The sequence below is a fragment of the Actinoallomurus sp. NPDC052274 genome (genome assembly GCF_040679475.1).
GTDB classification, from domain to species: domain Bacteria; phylum Actinomycetota; class Actinomycetes; order Streptosporangiales; family Streptosporangiaceae; genus Actinoallomurus; species Actinoallomurus liliacearum.
Window position 1 is genome coordinate 68,368 of record NZ_JBFAUT010000034.1, and the last position, 19,623, is coordinate 87,990.

A 19,623-nucleotide genomic window follows, 5' to 3' on the forward strand; every position below is an offset into this window, starting at 1 on the left:
GCCAGCTCACCGAGGAACTTCGCGCCGGTCGCGCCGCAACTGCGCTTCTCCGCGTCGGTGCCTGCCTTCGTGATGCGGGCGGGGGTGGGGCGCGCGAGCACCGCTCGTAACCGGGATTATGCGCTAGGAGGGGTGGCCGGAGGACGCCAACCAGTTCAGCCGACGCATACGGACTCGCCGGCCGGGCGAGCACCGGCCAGGAACAAGACAAGGCGATGTGGGTGACCTTCTGCTGATCCAGCAGTCACCAGGTGGCCGTCGTTCGTGCTGCACGGGCCAACGTCCGGTCACCCATGCTCTTCGATGGGCATCGACGGCGGCTCAAGTACGCGGTGGCGGCATCAGCTCTGGATTCCGGCCCAGCTATCACTAGACCAGCTACTCGTTCGCACGCTTTGGCGCCGAATCGATCTTCCATGTTCGCCAACGCCTGTGTATCGGCGCCGACTAGTCGAGCTCGCCATCGGCTTTATCGCGCACTCGGCTCATTTCTTTCAGCCGCTGCAACTGTCAAGTCAGATAGCACCCGTCGGTGTTGCTTGTTGCCTCTGGTGACCATGATCGGTCGCCAGAGGCAGTATTTGCCACGTTGTCGAAACGCTTCCCCGTGTGGTAAATGGGGCCACCTCGATAGAGCAGGGGCCTGATGGGAGAGTGAGTGTCTGGCTACAGGCCCTTGTGTGACCTAAATAACACATGTCATGACGACTGAGTCATCGACACTTTTCACGCTTGTGACACACATGATCTGATCGGGATCGCAATGCATTGCGCTTTGCTGCGTTGCTGGTTGTCCGAATCGGATCAAAGGAGTAGGGCCTTGAAGTTCGTCCTCCCCCTAAGCAAGCTTCCTTCAATCCCCGTGATTGCGGCATCGGCGATCGCCGCTACGATGCTGGCCGCCCCGGCGCAAGCCGCCTCCAGCAGCGCGCCGGCAGATGTGCAACAGCAGGTCGATCAGGTCATATCCGGGCACCCGGATGCCCGGCAGACCGGGCCAGGAACGGTCACCTTAGCAACGGAGTCGTTCTGACAATCCCGGCTGCCGACACTACCGCCGGAGTCTGCGACTCCGGGTCCTACTGCTTCTTCCAATACACCAACGATCTATATGGAGAAACAGTTGGTGACCCAGTCAACCACTACGGCAATATTCAATACGGCCACCCACTGACCCGTGAAGACTCTGAAGTGGCTGACGATCACCGTGACTCGATCTGTACCTCGAGTATTAAGAATAAGACGTCCGCGCTAGGACTATCCTGCGACGAGTATCCATACGCATCGTCTGAGCAGGGTGGCAGCGGTAACCCACGATTCTCCTGTGCCTTCGTTCCTGGACCTGAGAACACGAATCAGGGGAGCGACCTGAACAGCCACTTCTATATCCCCAACCGGATCCTCCCTGCGCTTCACGAAACCACTTACATTCCTGGTGACGCTTTCTGGGTGTGGGTGACCGACGCGCCAGCAAGCCCTCCGGCGGTCAAGCAGTGCAAGACCTATTGATATAACCGGAGACCAGCCACAGGTGACATGCGACGCGGCCAGGACATCGATACCCTGGCCGCGTCCGTCCTGCCCTTCGGAAAGGATCAGCACGTGACGACTCCCGGCAGGTCCTGGCCTGTGACTCTCACCGCATCCCAGGCCGACGACATTATCCTGGTCACCGCTGAAGAGGCCGTGGTAGAGGCCGAGCGGGGCGACCCTCGTAATGTCATTGACGACTGCACGACAATCACGGACGCCATCAGATCGCAACGCCGAGAGGGCGGCGGACAGGTGCAGGGCACCTTGACCTCCAGGCAATGGGACGTCACCGTCGCGGCCCTCGACAGGCAAGCCCTCCGCGCCTTGCAGGCCGGTGAGGCGGACGTGGCCGACTCCTATGCCAAGGTCCGCGACACGGTGCTCGCACAAGTCGTAGAGCAGTTGCCCGTCCATGCCCGGCAGTCCGTCACCGCACGGCATGTGCTTCTTCTTGAAGAAGGTGCGTCCGCATATGTTGTTTTCCAGCCTTCACGGCGTGGGCGGTATACCTGGTCAGGAAGCACGTCGGCTCTCGACGACATCGGCACCCCGAGTCTCGGCACGACTCTCAACGGTAAAGTGGTCGTGGCCCAAGCGCGCGCCGGCAAGGTGAACATCGAGGCCCAGGTCCTGCCCCGAGCACCCAAGCCCGATCAGACGTCATGGGAATCGATCGGCGAGATCAGCAAGCAGTGGGCCAGCTATCCGTATCGCGAGCTGGTTCTAGCGGTGCCCGGCCAGGAGGGAACGGTACTCGGGGAACTGACGACCGAGGTGTGGCCCCACGTCACCTATCGCATGCGACTGAGTGTCAACGCCTCCGGCCATGCTGCAGAGGATCACCTGCTTCAGATGTGGCCGGACCACGCAGCCCCGCCTGTCGTGCATAAGCCCACCGCGTAAGTCGACGCTTGGTGGATCGCTCACGCTGATGGCCGCGAACGTGGCCCATCCCCTTCAAATGATCAAGTAGATAACCTTCGTTATCTGGCACGATCGCCCTATGGAAGGCGGGGCGACCTCGACGGGGCCGACCCGGCGCGAGGTGTTCGTTTCCAGTTACCTGGAAACTCGCCGAACGGCGCAAGGAGAGAGGCGGGGGTCGCCGGTCCTGAGTGAACACCTCGGCCTCGAGCATCCGCTCGCCCGGCACCTCGACGACTTCCTCACCGACCTGTCCAACGCTGGCGCCTCCGCGCCTACCGCGGCGACTTCATCGGCTTCGCCGCCCACATCGACGGCGAACTCGGCCAGATGTCCGCCGGACCGGTCCGCGCCTACCCGGGCGAGATCCCGGCCGGCTGGATACAGCGAGGGTCTCAGAAACGTTCTGACTCTGAGGCCCTCGGTGTTGCCGTATTACGGGCGTTGCGACTCGGTGACGACGGCGACCTCGACGCAGTTGCCGGACCCGCTGCCGGAGCGGCTGCTCTTACGCCAGTTGGTGGAGGACTGGGGCACGGTGTGCTACCTCATTCATTCTCGGCCAACCGCCTGAGCCAGGCGATCGACTCATCCGGCCCGAGCGCGGTTGCGGTCAGGAACTGGAAGACGTCTCGTCGTTCCTCGATCTCGGCGACGCCTTCTACGTAGGAGGAACCCGGCTGTGCCTCGCGGTAGACCAGGGTTGGATCATCCTTATAGTCCAGGATGACGAACGATCCGTTAAGACCTGCATGCGGCGCAATCTTCATCGGCATGACCTGAACGGTGACGTGCTCCAGCCGCTCCGTGTCGATCAGCCGCTGGAGCTGCTCGATCTTGGCCTGGCGTGGTCCGAAAGAGCGTTTCAGGGCGTTCTCGTCAATGACCGCCCATAGCTTCGGTGGGTTCTTGTCGGTGAGGATCTTCTGTCGCTCCATGCGGAGCTGGACGAGGTTCTCGATCTCGTGCTCGTCCTTGATGCGGGCGCGCTGAATCGCGCGGGCGTACTCCGGTGTCTGCAGCAGGCCGGGGATGATGGCGAGCTCGTAGGTACTGATCTTCATCGCCTCAGCCTCGAACTCGACGTAGTTGTCATCGAGCGGTCCATAGGCGGTCCACCATCCGCGCTCGCGTGCTTGTCGGGTCAGGTCGAACAGTGCCTCGCGGATGGTTTGGTCGTGTACCCCGTAGGTCTCCAAGAGCACCCGGATGTCGGTGACGCGCGGCCGGACGGTCATGGCCCGCTCCAGCTTATTCACCTTGCCGTTCGCCCATTCGAGCTTCCGGTTGACCTCGTCGGCGGTCATCCCTGCCGCCTCGCGAAGCTTGCGAAGCTCCCTGGCGAGTCGACGGCGGCGCACCGTCGGGCTGTGCCTGGCGTCGGCCATTGTGTCGTCCTCTTCCCGCTTCTCTCGGAGCGTTGCTGATCGTAGAGCTTCCGACACAGAATCGGGCGCTACTACACGAATGACTAATCGATCTTGACTAATAGCGCCAACCTCATTGCGAATAACCTAATAGGCAGAGCATAGTGAGGCGCAACGTGTTCGGGTGGCTACTGCGCGTAGCAACCCTCCGCCTCCAGGGGAGACCTCCATGACGCGATGCGTGCCATCACCGCGACGACCGGGGCATATCGCCCAGGGCTACGTTTCAGGCTCAAACCGGATCGAAATCATGCCGATGTCTTCAGCCGTCGCTGACGCTCGCCGTGCAGTTCGCGATCGACTGGTCCAGGCCGATCCGGATTTCACCTACAACGTCCAACTGGTGGCTTCCGAACTCGTCACCAATGCCATTCGGCTTGTCCGGACGCAGGAAGCACCATCGCCCCGAGTCGATCCGGGTATCTGGCTCGCCATCGAGGCGTGGGCCCGATGGACCCACCTGCGGGTCCGCGACGCCTACCCCAGTGTGCTGCCGACGAAGAGGCGGCCCGACCACACCGAGGAGAGCGGGCGAGGCGTCCTCATCAGCGAGTCCGTGGCCGATTACCTCTGGGTTGAGGTCTCCAACACGGACAAGGTCGTCCATGCCGTCCTCGCGATTCCTGGAGTGGTCCTGTCCAGAGACGACGTCGCGAGCTTCGGCCGGAGCTTCGGGCAATGAACGAGCAGCGCCCCGTCCCGGTGATCCCCGGCTTCACCGTCCAGGAGGATCCGCTCACCAGGGAGTGGGTCGCCGTCTCCGCGTCCGGCAAGTACAAGATCCGGGGCCGCTCCCAGTGGGAGTTGGAGAGCCGGCGCTGGGCCCTGTACACGCAGGTGCTGGCGGAGTTCCGTCAGGCCATCGCCGAGACCTGGCCCCATCCCAACGTGCCGGCCCCTTAGAACTCCGCACGGTCGTCCTCCCCCCGAGACAGCCGTGCGGACCCCACGCCTCAGGGGTGGCGAAGGGGGCCGCTCCTGAGGCTACTTCCCCTGCCCTGACTCCCTCCGCGGCCCGTGGAGGGCCACGACGAGGTCAGAGAGGAGGTGAGGTTCGTGAAGAAGACCGTGTGGCGCAAGGCCGTACGCCGTTGCGGTGGCTACACCGGTGAGGACGGCGAGGCCTGCGTCGAGATCACCGTCATCCGCAGGTAGTGAGTGACGGGGCGTCCCCCCGAGGCCAAGTCGGGGGGATGCTCCCACGATCCTAGGGACTGATCCGTGCACTTCCACGCGTACCTCTACCGAGGTCCCGGCGAAGCGATCAAACCGTTCGACGACGCCCGGAGACTCGGCACCCCACAGTTCCAGACCGCCGTCGTCCCACCCGAGGCCACGAGTGCCTGGCTCGGCAGACCCGCTCGGACGGTGCAAGGCACCTGGGAGGACCCGGCCGACGCGGTCACCTGGCTGGCCCAGCAGTACGCCGACATCTCCGACCTGCGCCTGCACATCGACCAGCAGCGCGCCGCCCCGCTCATGGGAACGATGACCGGCAACGCCCTGGACACGCTGAAGCGGGGTAACGACGTCGTCTGGGCCTGGTGGCTCCGGGGCGGGAACTTCATCGACCTGGCGGTGGTCTGCTGCCCGAACCGCGACGGCGACGTGCGCTGCCCACTGGGGCTCGCCCGCTGAGGTGTACCGAATGCTCGGCGACCGCGGTCCGAGAAGGGGGCGAAGCTCGCATATCGGCACCACGGGCGAGGCCTTTCCCGAGCATCCGGTACGGCCCCGCGCGATCACGCCAAGGAGGAAACGGGCGATCTCTACAGATCGCATGCCAGGGTCGCCCGTTGCTCTCACCGGCGTCTCACTGCCGAGGATTTCAGTCGCTCACACAACCAAATCCTCGGCAGAGACCGACGGCGACCAGCAGCCCGGCCGGCGGGCGAGCCAGCGGATGACAGCGCCGCCATCAGGCTCTCGCCGGGCAGGCGGGGGAGCGCCGTACCGGAGACGTACCGAGCCGGGAACGCGAGAAGACGCCCCGTCATCCTCCGCAGAGGATGACGGGGCGTCGTCGTGTCGTTCCGGCCGGGCAGCGGGCACTCTGTCCTGCCGGAGGGGCACCCTTCCACGGCGACCGTGGAAGGGTGACCTCGCTCTGGTCAGGCGATGATGCGGAGCGGGTTCTCCAGCAGCTCGGCCAGTTCGCCGAGGAACTTCGCGCCGGTGGCGCCGTCGCAGGCGCGGTGGTCGACGGACAGCGTCAGGGTGAGCCGGTCCCGGGCGACGAACTCACCGTCGTCGCCGACCACGACGTCCTTGCGGGTCGCGCCGACCGCGAGGATCCCCGCCTCCGGCGGGTTGATGACGGCGGTGAACGAGTCGACCCCGAACATCCCGAGGTTGCTGACGGTGAACGTGCCGCCGGACATCTCCTGCGGGGTGAGGCGCTGCTCGCGCGCCCGCCCGGCCAGCTCGCGGGTCTCCGCGCCGATCTGCGACACGGTCTTACGGTCGGCGTCCCGGATCACCGGGACGACGAGGCCGTCCTCCAGCGCCACGGCCACGCCGACGTTCACCCGCTTGTGCACGAGGAGGTTGTCCTCGGTGAACGAGACGTTCAGCACCGGGTTGGCCCGCAGAGCCGTCGCGCACGCCTTGACGATGAGGTCGTTGACGCTCACCTTGGCCGGGGCGAGCGACTCGTTCAGCGTCTTGCGGAAGGCCAGCAGCGCGCCGACGTCGACGATCCGGGTCAGGTAGAAGTGCGGCGTCGTCTGCATGCTCTCGGTGAGCCGGCGGGCGGTGACCTTCCGGATCCGGCTGAGCGGCACCCGCTCGACGTCCGGGTCCTCGGTCGCGGCGGGGGCCGCGGTCGCCGCGGGCGCGGCGGCCGGGGCGGCGGACGCCGGGGCCGGGGCGGGCGCGTTCTTGAGCGCGGCCTCGATGTCGGCGCGGACGATCCGGCCGCCGGGGCCGGAGCCGGTGAGCGTCGCCAGGTCGATGTCGTTCTCGCGGGCCAGCCTGCGCGCGAGCGGAGAGGACGGCGGCCGGGACCGGGTGCCGTTCGACGCCGCGGCGGCGACGTCCTGCGCCGGAGCGGTGGCGGTCACGGCGGGGGCCGGTGCGGCGGTCTGCTGCGGCGCGGCCGCCTGGCCGTTCGCGGCGGCGGAGGCCTCCGGTGCGGCGGGGGCCTGCCGGGCCGCGGGCGCGGACTCGCCTTCGGCCAGCAGGGTCGCGATCGGCGAGCCGATGGAGGCGGTCTGGCCCTCCGCGACCAGGATCTCGCCGAGGACGCCGTCCTCGTACGCCTCGTACTCCATGAGGGCCTTGTCGGTCTCGATGTCGACCAGGGCCTCCCCGGCGGTGACCTTGTCGCCGGGCTTCTTGTGCCACGCGCTGATGACGCCTTCCTCCATGGTGTCGGACAGGCGCGGCATGAGGATCTCGGACATCAATCTTCCTAACGGCCGGTCGCGCGTACGGTGTCGCGGACGGCGGTGACGAGCGACTCGGCCGACGGCAGGGCGGCCAGTTCGAGCGGCTTGGAGTAGGGGAGCGGCACCTCGGCCATCGCGACCCGGCGCACCGGGGCGTCGAGCCAGTCGAACGCTCCCTCCTGGATCGTTGCGGCGATCTCGGCGCCGATGCCGTACGTGAGCCAGTCGTCCTCGGCGACGACGGCGCAGCCGGTGCGGCGGACGGACTCGACGACGGTCTCGCGGTCCAGCGGGCGCAGGCTGCGCAGGTCGACGATCTCGGCGTTGATGCCCTCGGTGGCCAGCTTCTCGGCCGCCTCGGCGGCGACGTGGGCCATCCGGGAGTAGGCGACGATCGTCACGTCGGTGCCCGGCCGGGTGACGGCGGCCCGACCGATCTCGGCGGGCTCCAGGTCGTCGGGCACCTCGCCCCGCGTGTTGTACAGCGCGAGGTTCTCCAGGAACAGCACCGGGTCGTCGTCGCGGATCGCGGCCCGCAGCATCGAGGAGGCCTCGGCGGGCGTGCTGGGCGCGAGGACCTTCAGGCCCGGGATGAACGAGTAGAACAGCTCGACGTTCTGCGAGTGCGTGGCGCCGAGCTGCTGGCCGCCGCCACCGGGCGTGCGGATCACCATCGGTACGCTGCACTGCCCGCCGAACATGCCGTAGATCTTGGCGGCGTGGTTGACGATCTGGTCCAGCGCGAGCAGCGAGAAGTTGATCGTCATGATCTCGACGACGGGGCGCAGGCCGAGCATGGCCGCGCCGATCGCGGCGCCGACGAAGCCCTCCTCGGCGATCGGGGTGTCGCGGACGCGCTTGGGCCCGAACTCCTTGAGCAGCCCCTCAGTGATCTTGTACGAGCCCTCGAAGACGCCGATCTCCTCGCCCATGACGAAGACGTTCTCGTCGCGCAGCATCTCGTCGCGCAGGGTGTCCCGGAGGGCTTGGCGGTAGGTCATGGTCGCCATGTGAATCTCCTCAGAAGACCGGGTCGGCCGGCAGGCGGCGGGACTCGCCACGTACGGGCGTGGCGTAGGTGTAGTCGAACAGCGTGGACACGTCCGGGTGCGGACTGTCGTCGGCGAACGCGGCCGCGTCGTCGACCTCGGCCTTGACCTCGGCGTCCAGCTTCTCGCGCGCCTCCGCGTCCAGGACGCCGGCCTCCTCCAGCGCGAGCCCGAAGTGGGCGAGCGGGTCGGCGGCCTTGAGCGCGTCCTTCTCCTCCGCCGTGCGGTAGCGGGCCGGGTCGACGACCGAGTGGCCGCGCAGGCGCGGGCTCGTCGTCTCCAGCAGGAACGGCTTCTTCTCGGCCCGGGCCCGCTCGACCGCCGCCCGCGCGGCCTCCCGTACGGCGACGACGTCGGTGCCGTCGACGCGGGCGCCCTCCATGCGGTACGCCGCGGCCCGGCGGTACAGCTCCGGCTCGGCCGAGGAGTTCTCGACCGTGGTGCCCATGCCCAGGCCGTTGTTGACGACGACGAAGACGACCGGCAGGTCCCAGAGGGCGGCCATGTTCAGCGACTCGTGGAACGCGCCGATGTTGGTCGTGCCGTCGCCCATCTGGCACATGACGACCTCGTCGCCGCCCTTGTAGGACACGGCGAGCGCCGCGCCCGTGGCAAGGGGGAGCTGGCCGCCGACGATGCCGTACCCGCCGAGCAGCCGCGACTCCAGGTCGAACATGTGCATCGAGCCGCCCCAGCCCTTGGAGACGCCCGTGCTCCGGCCGTACAGCTCGGCCATGACCCGGCGGGCGTCGATGCCGCGGGCGAGGGCGTAGCCGTGCTCCCGGTAGTTCGTGAACAGGTAGTCACGAGGCTCCAGCGCGGCCATCAGCCCGGTGACCGTCGCCTCCTCACCGAGATTCAGGTGACAGTAGCCACCGATCTTGGCCTCGGTGTAGGCCCGGGCCGCGCGCTCTTCGAACCTGCGGATCAGCAGCATCTGCCGGTAGTACGCGACAAGCGTCTCCGGCTCGGGCTGTGCCGCTCGGGTCTTGGCCCGTCGTGCCGGGGTCCTCGTCTTGGTGTCACCCATCGAGGTCTTCCCTTCGTGTCCGGGCGCTTCGATGGGGTTCCCATGAGGCGCGCCCATACAATCAGGAGGCGATTATCTATGATCGATCATAGATCAGCGATAAGAAGGGTTTTACCACGTAGGGGGCGGCTACCATTGAGTAACATGAACGCGTCTGCCCCGCTGGTGCGCACCGGCCTCGGCGACCAGATCCGCCAGGTCCTGATCGACGGCATCACCTCGGGCCGCTGGGCCCCCGGCGAGCGTATCGTCGAACGCCGCATCGCGGCCGAGCTCGGCGTCAGCCAGGCGCCCGTCCGGGAGGCGCTCCGGCACCTCGAGGCGCTCCGTCTGATCGAGACGCTGCCCAACCGGGGCGCGAGAGTGCGCGATTTCACAGACGAGGACCTCGCGGAGGTCTTCCCGGTCCGCGCGGGCCTGGAGGAGACCGCCGCCGACCTCGCCGTGCACCGGATGGCCGGCCGGGTCGAGGCGCTCGAGGCCCACATCGCGCGTCTGGCCGCCGCCACCGACCCGGACGAGGAGATGCGGCACAGCATCGCCTTCCACCGCGAGATCGTCGAGGCGTCCGGCAACCGCCTGCTGCGGTCGGTGTGGCAGTCGCTGGGCATCGAGGTGTGGACGGCCCTGTCCCTGCGGCGGCGGGGCACCGAGCTCTGCGGCAAGGCCGCCGAGCACACCCACATCACCGAGGCGTTCCGCCGGTGCGACCCGGCCGTCGGCCGTATGGTCCACGCCCACGTCATGAGCTACGCCCCATGACGCGAGAGGCCGGGTCGCCGACACCGAAAGCCGCATTAGGGATGCGAGTAATCCTGGTCTCATGCGGCTGACGAAATTCACCGACCTGGCGCTGCGGGTCGCCATGCTGCCGGCCGTGCCGGCCGTGGCGGACGAGGGACGGACGCCGACCGCGCGTGAGGTCGCCGAGGCCGTCGCCGCGCCGTAAAGCCACGTGGCCAAGATCGTGAGCCGGTCCCAGCTTCTGGACCGCGGTGGGCCGGCGGATCGCATCCACTACGAGGCGTTAGGCCCGGACCTGGGGCTCGAGGCCGCCTGACCGCGTCGCGCCGGGGCCGCCGGCGCATGCCGACTCCAAAATCGATGTCAAAACCGCACCGCGCCCGGTGACGCGGTGCGGTGCGGGGGGACGCATCCCGGGGGGCGGGAGGGCGCGATGAGGACGGTGGCCGGACCGACGGACAAGGTGATCGTCGTCGGCGCGGGGCTGGGCGGCCTGGCCTGCGCGATCCATCTGGTCGCCGCCGGGCGTGATGTCACCGTGCTGGAGCGGACGAGCGCACCGGGCGGGCGCTGCGGGGAACGCCGGGACGGGGACTTCCGGTTCGACACGGGGCCGACCGTGCTGACGATGCCCGAACTGCTGGACCGTACGATGGCGGCGGTCGGGGAGCGGTCGGCCGACTGGGTGGACCTGGTGCGGCTGGACCCGGCCTACCGGGCGCACTTCCCGGACGGGTCGACCCTCGACGTGCGGGCCACCACGACCGACACCGCCGCCGAGATCGGACGGCTGTGCGGCCTGCGGGAGGCCGAGGGGTTCCTGAGGTTCGTCGACTACGCGAGCCGGCTCTATGACATCTGCTGGGACGCCTTCATCGACCGCAACCTCGACGGCCCGCTCGACCTCGCCGGCCCGAGCCTGGCGCGCCTCACCGCGTCCGGCGGGTTCGGCCGGTTGTCCCGGCGGGTCGGCACCTTCTTCGCCGATCCGCGCACCCGGCGGGTGTTCTCCTTCCAGGCGCTCTACGCCGGAGTGCCGCCGCACCGGGCCCGCGCCCTGTACGCGCTGATCTCCTATCTGGACACCGTGGCCGGCGTCTACTATCCGCGCGGCGGCATGCACGCGGTCGCCCGGGCGCTCGCCGCCGTGGCCGTCAAGCACGGCGTCGACATCCGCTATGACCACGAGGTCGCCGGCGTCGACCTGGTCCACGGCCGCGCCCGCGCGGTACGCCTGGCCGACGGTACCCGGCTGCCCGCCGACGTGGTGGTCCTCAACCCGGACCTTCCGGTGGCCGCCGCCGAGTTGCTGGAACGGCCACTGCGCAGACGGCTGCGATACTCACCGTCCTGCGTGCTGCTGCACCTCGGCGTCACCGCCGGCTACCCGCACCTCGCCCACCACAACATTCATTTCGGCCGGCGATGGCGCGCGACGTTCGACGAGATCACCCGGCACGGCCGTACGATGAGCGACCCGTCGCTGCTGGTGTGCAACCCGAGCATCACCGAGCCGGCCATGGCGCCGCCCGGAGCGCGGGGCCTCTACGTGCTGGCCCCGGCGCCCAACCTCACCGCCGGCATCGACTGGCGCCGCACCGGACCGGGCTATGTCGAGGACCTGATCGACACGCTGGAGCGACGCGGCTACCACGGCCTGTCCGGAGCGACCACGGTGCGCAACGTCGTCCTGCCGTCGGACTGGGCTGCGGCGGGAATGGCGGCCGGCACCCCGTTCGCGCTGGCGCACACGGTCGGCCAGACGGGGCCATGGCGCCCCGCGAACCTCGCGCCGCGGCTGGAGAACGTGGTGTTCGTCGGTTCGGGCACGCAGCCGGGGGTCGGCGTGCCCATGGTGCTGGTGTCCGGCCGGTTGGCCGCCGAACGCGTCACCGGCCCCAGGCGTGTCCGGTGACCGGAGCGTTTGTCGGAGCCCCCGCCTAACATCGGGTCCATGGGGCGCCCTAACGATGACGTCGCGGCTCTGTTCCAGGAGTTCGCCGACCTGCTGTCGATCACCGGTGAGGCGGCGTACAAGGTGCGCGCCTACGAGAAGGCCGCGCGGGCCATCGGCGGCCACCCCGACGACGTCACGGTGCTCGACCCGAAGGGGCTGCGCAAGATCCCGAACGTCGGCGAGGCGATCGCCAAGAAGATCCTCGACTACCAGCAGACCGGCACGATCCGGCAGCTCGAGGCGCTGCGCGAGCGCATCCCCGCCGGGGTGCGGGCCCTCACCGCCATCCCGACCCTCGGGCCGAAGAAGGCGATGGTGCTCTACGAGGAGCTCGGGATCTCCTCGGTCGAGCAACTCGCCGAGGCGATCCCGGCCGGTCGGCTGACCGGGCTGAAGGGCTTCGGCGCCAAGACCGAGGAGAACATCCTCCACGGCATCGAGCTGCTGCGGAGCCAGGGGGAGCGGGCGCTCATCGACGTCGCCACCGAGCTCGCCGCGGAGATCGTCGCCGAGCTGTCCCCGCTCGCCGGCCGGTGCGCGGTCGCCGGGTCGCTGCGGCGGTGCCGCGAGACCGTCGGTGACATCGACATCCTCGCCACCGCGGACGACTCCGGTCCGCTCATGGCGGCGTTCACCGCGCTCCCGCTCGTCACCGAGGTGATCGGCAGCGGCGAGACGAAGACGTCCGTCCGTACGGCCAAGGGGATCCAGGTCGACCTCCGGGTCGTGCCACCGGAGTCCTGGGGCGCCGCGCTGCAGTACTTCACCGGGTCCAAGGCGCACAACGTCCGCACCCGCGAGATCGCCGTACGGGCCGGGCTGAAGCTGTCGGAGTACGGCCTGTTCTCGGTCGAGACCGGCGAGCTCATCGTCTCCGCCACCGAGGAGGACGTCTACGCCCGGCTCGGGCTTCCATGGATCCCGCCGCCCCTGCGCGAGGACGAGGGCGAGATCGAGGCGGCCCTGCGCGGAGAGCTGCCCCGTCTCGTCGAGCTCGCCGACCTGCGCGGCGACCTGCACACCCACACCGACCTGACCGACGGAATCGCCTCGCTGGAGGACATGGTCGCCGCCGCGGCCGCGCGCGGCAACGAGTACTACGCGATCACCGACCACGCGCCGAACCTCTTCATGCAGCGCATGACGGACGAGAAGATGCTCGCCCAGCGCGAGGCCGTCCACGCCCTGCAGGAGCGGTACCCGGACATGGCGCTGCTGCACGGCACCGAGCTGAACATCGACCCCGACGGCGAGGTGGACTGGCCGGCCGAGTTCCTCGCGGGCTTCGACGTGTGCGTCGCGTCCGTGCACTCCCACTTCACCCAGGACCGGGCGGCGATGACCCGCCGGCTCGTCCGCGCGGTCGAGAACCCGCACGTGCACATCATCGGTCACCCCACCGCCCGCAGCATCGGCCGCCGCGCCCCCGTCGACGCCGACTGGGAGGCCGTGTTCGCCGCGTGCGCGAAGGCCCGGACGATCCTGGAGATCGACGCCTTCCCCGACCGGCTCGACCTGCCCGCCGACCTGATCCGGCACGCCCGGCGGCACGGCGTGAAGTTCGCGATCGACAGTGACGCGCACGCCCCAGGGCACTTCGACAACCTCCGGTACGCCGTCGGCATCGCGCAGCGCGGCTGGCTCACCCCGGACGACGTCGTCAGCACCTGGCCGCTCGACCGCCTGCGCGCCTACCTCCGAGGCGACTGAACCCCGAGCGCACCGCCACCTCCGCGCCGGACCGGCCCCCGGCGGGGACGGCCGTCACGGACGGACCTGCTCCGCGCCGTACGAGGCGGCTACCGGCGGTCGGATTCGGCGGTCCGGGGGAGCCGGTGCGGACGAGCGAGGCGAGCCGCGCGAGGGCTTCGGCGGAGGGGGTGCCGGGGTCGGCGTGATAGATCACCAGCAGTAGTCCGTCCGTGCCCGTGACGGCCAGCTTCTCACGCCGGAGACGCAGATCGCCGACCCTCGGATGGCGGATGAGGCCCGTCCCGCTCGTACCGCGGCGTACGTCATGCCGGGCCCAGAGCGCCCGGAAGCGTTCGCTCGTCCGTGAGAGCTCGCCGACGAGCGCCCGCAGGCGGGCGTCGCCTGCGTCGGCGTCCACCTCGGCGCGCAGTTGGGCGACGACACCGGCCGCGTTCTCGTCCCAATCGGCCTGTCGGTAAGGGAGCTACCACCAGCCGCCATCTGAGGCATTTTTCGAGGTAGGTCAGGATGTCGGCTTTGCTGTGGGTGTGGTGGTGTCGAGGTGCCGGTAGATGGTGGGCCGGGTGACGCCGAACTCGTCGGCGATCTGCTGGACGGTGTAGCGGCGTTTGCCGTCTGGGCCGACTTCGTCGTACATCTGCCGGGCCAGCGTGACCTGGCGGGGGCCGAGCTTGGGTTTCTGGCCGCCGGTACGCCCGCGGGCCCGTGCGGCCTCCAGTCCATCAAGTGTCCGTTCGGACATCAGTGCGTGTTCGAACTCGGCGATGGCGCCGAGGATCTGGAAGAACATCCGCCCGATGGCGGTGGAGGTGTCGATGCCCTGGTCGAGCACCACCAGGTCCACGCCGCGCTCGTGCAGCTCCTTCGACAGTGCGATGAGGTGTTCGAGGGAGCGGCCGAGCCGGTCGAGTTTGGTGACGACGAGTTGGTCGCCGGTGCGGGCGACGAGCAGTGCCTTGTCCAGTTCCGGGCGGCGGGCGAGTTTGCCGGAGGTCTTGTCGATGAAGATGTGCTCGCAGCCGGCGGCCGTGAGGGCGTCGTGTTGGGCTTCGGGGTGTTGGTCGCGGGTGGAGACCCGGGCGTAGCCGATCCGCATGGCCCGCGAGTGTAACGCGAAGGCCCGGCAGCGTGACGTAGGCGCGTACACGGGAATCTTTACACATCTGTCCTGGGGAAACGTTCATCGCCGCGTGGTGTAACGCGAACGAACGTTTGCGATAGACCCCAGGCGTACAAGGGCCAGGCCCGGCTGCGCCAATTCTCCTAGGCTGGGCCATCGCGGCACCGACGCCGAGGGGGCTATGCCACGCGAGAGGCACCACCGAGATCGAGACGATCTGCCAGTCGTCTCAAGGGCCAGACCGCTGACAGTAGGCTCGCCGCGTGGAACTACCCGGTTGGTTCAAGGGCAAGTCGGACGAGGAAGTGACCTCCACTCTCCGAGCGGAGGTCGATAATGACCACAACAGGTTGGCCGACGTGGAGAAGCTGGCGTTTTTCTACGAACTGGTCGATGAGGCCGAAGAGGACCTGGCCGGGGAATGGGACGCGTACTGCCGCCACGCCTCACTTGTGGACGAGCGGGTGAGTCGGCTCCGGTCGGCCGCTTTGGCGCGATTCGACCGGGAGGTTGTCCCGTTGCTTCCGGCCGATGCCGCCGCAGTGGTGTATGGCGATGACGACTTCTGGTTTCCGGGCTTTGTGGCCGAGAGACGCCGATCGTAACCCCACCGACGATCCCTGGTCCGAGTTGACGCCCGAGGAGAAACTTGAGCATGCCATCTTCGGGACGAGGCCGGCCAGCCGGAGCGAGCTGGCAGGCGAGCGGCGGTGTGCCGCTCGTGGGGCAGCCGAACGGCGGGACTATGCCGTCTGGCGGTCGACTCATCAGCTGTCGGATCCGACGGCCCGGTTGGCTGCCGAGTCCCGGGTGGCCCGGGACCGCACCGCGATTGAGCGGCGGTTCGCCGACGACTGGGGCATCGAACTGCCTGACTCGATCTTCCGGTATTGGCTGTTCCTGCTGTCACTCGGGCCGGTCGAACAGCGCGCGCTCCACGACACGGAACTACGACCGTACGGGATCATGGACCTGTTCGACGATCCTGCGTGCCCGCCGCGTGAGGGCCTCGACGTTCGGGTGCACGGCCGCTACTACCGGGATCCGCCCGAGTTCTTGACCTTCATGCACGGCGGCACCGATGGGCTGCACTTCGGACTTTGGTACGACGACGGCCGCACCTGCACCGGCGTCGCGTCCTACTACAACAACGACGGTGGTGGCGTCGGCCTGCCGTCCGGCACACCGCTGGAGGCGGTACGCGAACAGATCGAATGGTGGCAAGCTCACCTCGACAGCGAGGCCGGCGAGGACGAGCCGATCGCTGCGAATCTGGCAGAGGAGCGGTTCAGGCTGCGGGCGCTGCGGGAGGTTCTGGTGACCTTCGAGACCGGTGACCGGCCCGAGGAGGGCAGGACCTACCACGAGACGTACCGGGACGAGGACGAGGTACTCGAGGACGGCGACCCGATCCGGTTCGAGACCCTGGACGGTGGTGGGGCGCTGGCCGACGGTGAGTCGGTCGTGCCGCGCGGGCGGCAACGTCCCTATGACCGCTACGACTGGTGCACCAACCTGCACAAACAGCTGACCGGAGATCCTGGTTCTGTCGCCGCGTGGGTCACCGAGGCCATGCAGCGCTGCGCTGCCGGGGATCCGGCCAGCGCCCTCACTCTCGGGCGTGACCTGCACTGGGCCAGTGAGGGAGACGCCGAACGGGAGCGTCAGGCACACGAGCTACTCGTTGCGGCTTATCGGGCTCTCGGCCGGCACAACCTCGCCGCGATCACCGACGCGCACCACCGACACCGCGACCTCCCCCAAGTGGGCGTGCTCCGTACCTGAACGATCCGGATCCCAGGAATGCAGTCAGCTACGGTGAACTGGCCTCACTGGGTGCGCGGGGCGAACAGCCGGCGCTTGAGGTTGAGGTGGATGTCTGCGTACGGGGCATGTGGGTGTGGAACAGCGGGGTCAGGCCGCCGTTGCGGCGATCAGTCCCGGCGGTCGAGCAGGTCGACGATCGTCTGGTGCCCTTTGATCCGCGCGATGTCAAGCGGTGTGGCGTTCACCGGGTAGCTCTCGAACGGCTTCGCCAGGCCACCCCCGGGGTCCGCGCCCGCCGTGAGCAGGGCACGCGTCACCTCGGCGTGGCCGTTCTCCGCCGCTTCGTGCAGCGGGGTGAACCCGTAGTTCTCTGTGATGTTCGGGTTCGCTCCGGCCTCGAGTAGCAGCCGTACCGGGTCGATATGACCGTGGCGACTGGCGTAGTGGAGCGGGGAGACGCCGGCCTTGTCGCGCGAGTCGAGATCGACCTGCTTCGTCGCGATGAGCAGCTCGGTGATCTCAGCGGTGCCCCGCGACGCGGCGTGCGACAACGGGGTCTGCCCCGCCTCGGACGTCGCCAGTTCGACGTCGATCCCCCCGTCGATCAGCATGCGCGCGATAGCGACGCAGTCATCGTATTCGTCGTCCGGGTGGGATCCGATCTCCGCGCGAATCTCGTCGCGGCCGGTGAGAACCATCTCGACGCCGTCGCGTACCACGGTGACCTCGTAGGCCACTGGCCGGTCCTTGGTGTGCTGGATCACCTGGTGCAGTGCGGTGAAGCCGCCCGGCAGAGCGATCCCCGGATCCGCGCCCGCCGCGAGCAGCGCCTCGACGCCGTCTCGGAACGCCTCGCGCGACGCGACCAGCAGCGCCGTCCAGCCCCGCTCGTCGGCGACGTTTACATCAACCCCGGCCGCTATCTGCTCCTTGAGGACGGTCAGATTCCCCACGTACGCGGCGTTCCGCAGGGCGTCCGCCCGCGAGACGTCGTCGATGTCCGTCACGTGTCGTCCTCGCCTTCTGCTGCCCGATATCTCGTCAAGATCAAGGATTGTGTCATAAGTGAGTGCCGCTACGACCTGGGCGATGCTGAGGCGGCCGTCAGGGTGCACTGCACGGAGCCGCGCCATGGGGACGCTTGTCCCGCCATCCAGGCAGGGCGATGCTCGCTCATGGCTGAGATCCCTCCGATGGCTGGGCGGTCAGCTCCAGGCGGCGCTTGAGGTTGAGCTGGATGTCTCCGTACGGGGTCATGTTGACCGTGAACAGCGGGGTCAGGCCGCGGCGGTCGGCGTCGCCGAGCCTTTCGGCCCATTCGGGCTGCGCAAGGGTGTCTTGGATCATGAGGGTGTTGATGTACCCGAGCGCTGATTGCAGGATCTGCAGGCAGACCATGGAGATCTCTTGTTCCTCGCGCCGGTTAGAGGACAGTTCCCCGCTCTTACCGAAGAAGATGTAGTCGTTGACGCCGTTGTAGTTCTCCACCACGTTCAGCCCGGCGTTGATCTCGCGTTGCAGCTCCCTGTCTCGGAGATATCGGGCGATGAAGATCGTTCGTTGGGCGCGGCCGACCTCCAGCATCGCGGCGTAGGCGGGGTGGGTGACTTCGGCGTTGAAGCGCCGCAGGATGGCCTCGGTCGAGGCGGTGTTGGTCCGGATCGCGGTGGCGTACTTCATCATCAGGTCATAGTTGTTCTCGATCAGGTCCCAGCGGATCGCCTTGGTCAGGGCGGGCCGCAACCGCGGGTACAGGTCCAGGCCGCCCGGCTCGGGCAGGTAAAGCTTGCAGCGGTTGATCTGCTTGATCCGCGGCAGCAGGTCGAACCCCAACAGCCTGGTAATTCCGAACCCGATGAACGACTGGCCATGGGAGTCGACATAGTTCGACTCGACCCGCATGTCGGTGCCATGCCGCATCGCACCCTCGACCATGGCGTGCACCTCCGAGGCCGAACACGACAGCAACTGGCTGTGCACGGCCATCGCCCCGCCCTTCTCCACCGTCCAGTAGATGAGGACACCGCGTTTTCCCGTCCGATATCGCGAATGCCATTCGGTGAAGATGTTCTGGTCCCACGCGCGGAAGTGGGTGGAGTTCGAGGCCACCGCCGTGCTGCCCTCGCCCCACAGCCAGGACTGGCGGGCGGCGAAGGTGGCGTTGGCGATGACGCGGGCGACCTGCCGGCATGCCTCTACGGTGAGGTAACGGCGGCGGATGTAGCGCAGCTCGTCCTCGGTGTGGCCGTGGTCCCCGGCGGCCACCGTGCGGATCCCGGTGTTGGTGCCGTAGGCGTAGACCAGCAACAACAACCGCTGGAACAGCTTGCCGGCCTCGATGTCGCTGCGGGTGCCGATCGAGGTGAAGACATCCAGGCAGCCGGTGCGCATCGCGGTCTCGGTCAGCATGTCCAGCAGCGGGACCGTGCCCCACCGGTCCTTCACTGCGGCCTTGAGCCGCCGCAGGTTGCGCGGCTCGGGGACGGGGTCCAAGTCGGTGAGGGTGATCGGGCCGGCCTTGGGCCGCTCGCTGATGTCCATCCAATCCAGGTTGGGCAGCTCCTCGTTGAGCTCGGCGAGCGCGGCCGCCATCTCCTCGCGCATCTGATTGGTGAACACCTTGGGATCCAGCGGCTTGCGCAGCGCCTCGTAGTTTTCGGCCCGCCGGGCCTCGAAGTCGTTCGGCAGGTCCTGATCAGGGTCGCGCCACTTGTCGGCGCCGACCACCCAGATCTCCTTACAGCGCAGCTTGTCGCGCAGGGTCTGGAACACCCCGCACTCATACACCGTCCGCGTCCGCTGGATCCGGGCCCGCCCGCGTTTGTCGGTCTTGTACAGCAGCTCGACCAGGTCCTTGGGGATGACCCCGTCGATAGGGACGTGCTCGCCGCGGGCGTAGTAGCGGGTGTTGCCGGGGTGTTCGGCCTTGTACCGCTTGATCAGCTCGAGTGCCTCCAGCACCGGCCGGTG

20 protein-coding genes and 1 pseudogene are annotated in these 19,623 nt (G+C 68.1%); 12 read left to right on the forward strand and 9 right to left on the reverse strand.

What is annotated here, in order from left to right; translation table 11 throughout:
- Positions 1 to 820: 820 nt before the first annotated feature.
- From AB0K82_RS26585 to AB0K82_RS26595, 3 genes are all read left to right on the forward strand, one after another.
- Complete coding sequence (locus tag AB0K82_RS26585; RefSeq protein WP_364401741.1) at positions 821 to 1,033, forward strand: hypothetical protein; 213 nt, start codon at positions 821 to 823, stop codon at positions 1,031 to 1,033.
- Positions 1,034 to 1,191: 158 nt separating this feature from the next.
- Positions 1,192 to 1,509, forward strand: a complete 318-nt coding sequence (locus tag AB0K82_RS26590) for a NucA/NucB deoxyribonuclease domain-containing protein (protein ID WP_364401744.1) — start codon at positions 1,192 to 1,194, stop codon at positions 1,507 to 1,509.
- Between the two features lie 27 nt (positions 1,510 to 1,536).
- Positions 1,537 to 2,436, forward strand: coding sequence for a hypothetical protein (locus tag AB0K82_RS26595; RefSeq protein ID WP_364401747.1), 900 nt, complete (start codon positions 1,537 to 1,539; stop codon positions 2,434 to 2,436).
- A 456-nt stretch (positions 2,437 to 2,892) separates the two neighbouring features.
- Here the strand turns inward: AB0K82_RS26595 and AB0K82_RS26600 are convergent, their stop codons facing one another.
- Together AB0K82_RS26600 and AB0K82_RS26605 are read right to left on the reverse strand one after the other, a co-directional pair.
- Positions 2,893 to 2,994: a DUF397 domain-containing protein gene (locus AB0K82_RS26600; RefSeq protein WP_364401750.1), complete on the reverse strand. Its 102-nt coding sequence runs from the start codon at positions 2,992 to 2,994 to the stop codon at positions 2,893 to 2,895.
- An 11-nt stretch (positions 2,995 to 3,005) separates the two neighbouring features.
- The gene (locus AB0K82_RS26605; RefSeq protein ID WP_364401753.1) at positions 3,006 to 3,845 is read right to left on the reverse strand and encodes a helix-turn-helix transcriptional regulator; all 840 of its coding nucleotides are present in this window, start codon (positions 3,843 to 3,845) and stop codon (positions 3,006 to 3,008) included.
- Between the two features lie 208 nt (positions 3,846 to 4,053).
- On the opposite strand from AB0K82_RS26605, the gene AB0K82_RS26610 reads away from it, so the two are divergent.
- From AB0K82_RS26610 to AB0K82_RS26620, 3 genes are all read left to right on the forward strand, one after another.
- The gene (locus tag AB0K82_RS26610; RefSeq protein ID WP_364401755.1) at positions 4,054 to 4,566 is read left to right on the forward strand and encodes an ATP-binding protein; all 513 of its coding nucleotides are present in this window, start codon (positions 4,054 to 4,056) and stop codon (positions 4,564 to 4,566) included.
- Entirely contained in the window at positions 4,563 to 4,787 is a 225-nt protein-coding gene (locus AB0K82_RS26615; RefSeq protein WP_364401758.1) for a hypothetical protein, read from the forward strand. The genes AB0K82_RS26610 and AB0K82_RS26615 overlap by 4 nt, the downstream gene beginning before the upstream one ends.
- A gap of 318 nt (positions 4,788 to 5,105) precedes the next feature.
- Positions 5,106 to 5,522 (forward strand): hypothetical protein, encoded by a 417-nt coding sequence (locus AB0K82_RS26620; RefSeq protein ID WP_364401760.1) that lies wholly within the window; start codon positions 5,106 to 5,108, stop codon positions 5,520 to 5,522.
- Between the two features lie 473 nt (positions 5,523 to 5,995).
- On the opposite strand, the gene AB0K82_RS26625 is transcribed toward AB0K82_RS26620, so the two are convergent.
- From AB0K82_RS26625 to pdhA, 3 genes are read right to left on the reverse strand one after another with little or no spacing between them, the layout of a single operon-like run.
- A complete protein-coding gene (locus AB0K82_RS26625; protein WP_364401763.1) occupies positions 5,996 to 7,288 on the reverse strand; it encodes a pyruvate dehydrogenase complex dihydrolipoamide acetyltransferase in 1,293 nt (430 codons plus the stop codon).
- A gap of 8 nt (positions 7,289 to 7,296) precedes the next feature.
- A complete protein-coding gene (locus tag AB0K82_RS26630) occupies positions 7,297 to 8,283 on the reverse strand; it encodes an alpha-ketoacid dehydrogenase subunit beta (protein ID WP_345347197.1) in 987 nt (328 codons plus the stop codon).
- A 10-nt stretch (positions 8,284 to 8,293) separates the two neighbouring features.
- Complete coding sequence (gene pdhA, locus AB0K82_RS26635) at positions 8,294 to 9,352, reverse strand: pyruvate dehydrogenase (acetyl-transferring) E1 component subunit alpha (RefSeq protein ID WP_364401766.1); 1,059 nt, start codon at positions 9,350 to 9,352, stop codon at positions 8,294 to 8,296.
- Between the two features lie 144 nt (positions 9,353 to 9,496).
- Between pdhA and AB0K82_RS26640 the strand changes: the two genes are divergently transcribed.
- From AB0K82_RS26640 to polX, 4 genes are all read left to right on the forward strand, one after another.
- On the forward strand, positions 9,497 to 10,114 hold the full coding sequence (locus AB0K82_RS26640) for a GntR family transcriptional regulator (protein WP_364401769.1): 618 nt from the start codon (positions 9,497 to 9,499) through the stop codon (positions 10,112 to 10,114).
- Positions 10,115 to 10,175: 61 nt separating this feature from the next.
- Complete coding sequence (locus AB0K82_RS26645) at positions 10,176 to 10,301, forward strand: hypothetical protein (protein ID WP_364401771.1); 126 nt, start codon at positions 10,176 to 10,178, stop codon at positions 10,299 to 10,301.
- Positions 10,302 to 10,529: 228 nt separating this feature from the next.
- The gene (gene crtI / locus AB0K82_RS26650; protein WP_364401774.1) at positions 10,530 to 12,011 is read left to right on the forward strand and encodes a phytoene desaturase family protein; all 1,482 of its coding nucleotides are present in this window, start codon (positions 10,530 to 10,532) and stop codon (positions 12,009 to 12,011) included.
- A 39-nt stretch (positions 12,012 to 12,050) separates the two neighbouring features.
- A complete protein-coding gene (gene polX / locus AB0K82_RS26655) occupies positions 12,051 to 13,763 on the forward strand; it encodes a DNA polymerase/3'-5' exonuclease PolX (protein WP_364401777.1) in 1,713 nt (570 codons plus the stop codon).
- Here polX and AB0K82_RS26660 read toward each other — a convergent pair.
- Positions 13,714 to 14,205: pseudogene (locus AB0K82_RS26660) on the reverse strand (hypothetical protein); the annotation flags it as partial. The gene polX and the pseudogene AB0K82_RS26660 sit on opposite strands and share 50 nt — an antisense overlap.
- Positions 14,206 to 14,268: 63 nt before the next feature.
- Entirely contained in the window at positions 14,269 to 14,862 is a 594-nt protein-coding gene (locus tag AB0K82_RS26665) for a recombinase family protein (RefSeq protein ID WP_364401780.1), read from the reverse strand.
- Between the two features lie 287 nt (positions 14,863 to 15,149).
- On the opposite strand from AB0K82_RS26665, the gene AB0K82_RS26670 reads away from it, so the two are divergent.
- Together AB0K82_RS26670 and AB0K82_RS26675 are read left to right on the forward strand one after the other, a co-directional pair.
- Entirely contained in the window at positions 15,150 to 15,491 is a 342-nt protein-coding gene (locus AB0K82_RS26670) for a hypothetical protein (RefSeq protein WP_364401783.1), read from the forward strand.
- A gap of 187 nt (positions 15,492 to 15,678) precedes the next feature.
- Positions 15,679 to 16,671: a hypothetical protein gene (locus tag AB0K82_RS26675; RefSeq protein ID WP_364401785.1), complete on the forward strand. Its 993-nt coding sequence runs from the start codon at positions 15,679 to 15,681 to the stop codon at positions 16,669 to 16,671.
- Positions 16,672 to 16,820: 149 nt separating this feature from the next.
- Here AB0K82_RS26675 and AB0K82_RS26680 read toward each other — a convergent pair whose 3' ends face one another.
- The gene (locus tag AB0K82_RS26680; RefSeq protein WP_364401787.1) at positions 16,821 to 17,660 is read right to left on the reverse strand and encodes an ankyrin repeat domain-containing protein; all 840 of its coding nucleotides are present in this window, start codon (positions 17,658 to 17,660) and stop codon (positions 16,821 to 16,823) included.
- 166 nt (positions 17,661 to 17,826) lie between these two features.
- On the reverse strand, positions 17,827 to 19,623 hold a 1,797-nt coding region (locus AB0K82_RS26685), incomplete at its 5' end, for a transposase (RefSeq protein ID WP_364401789.1).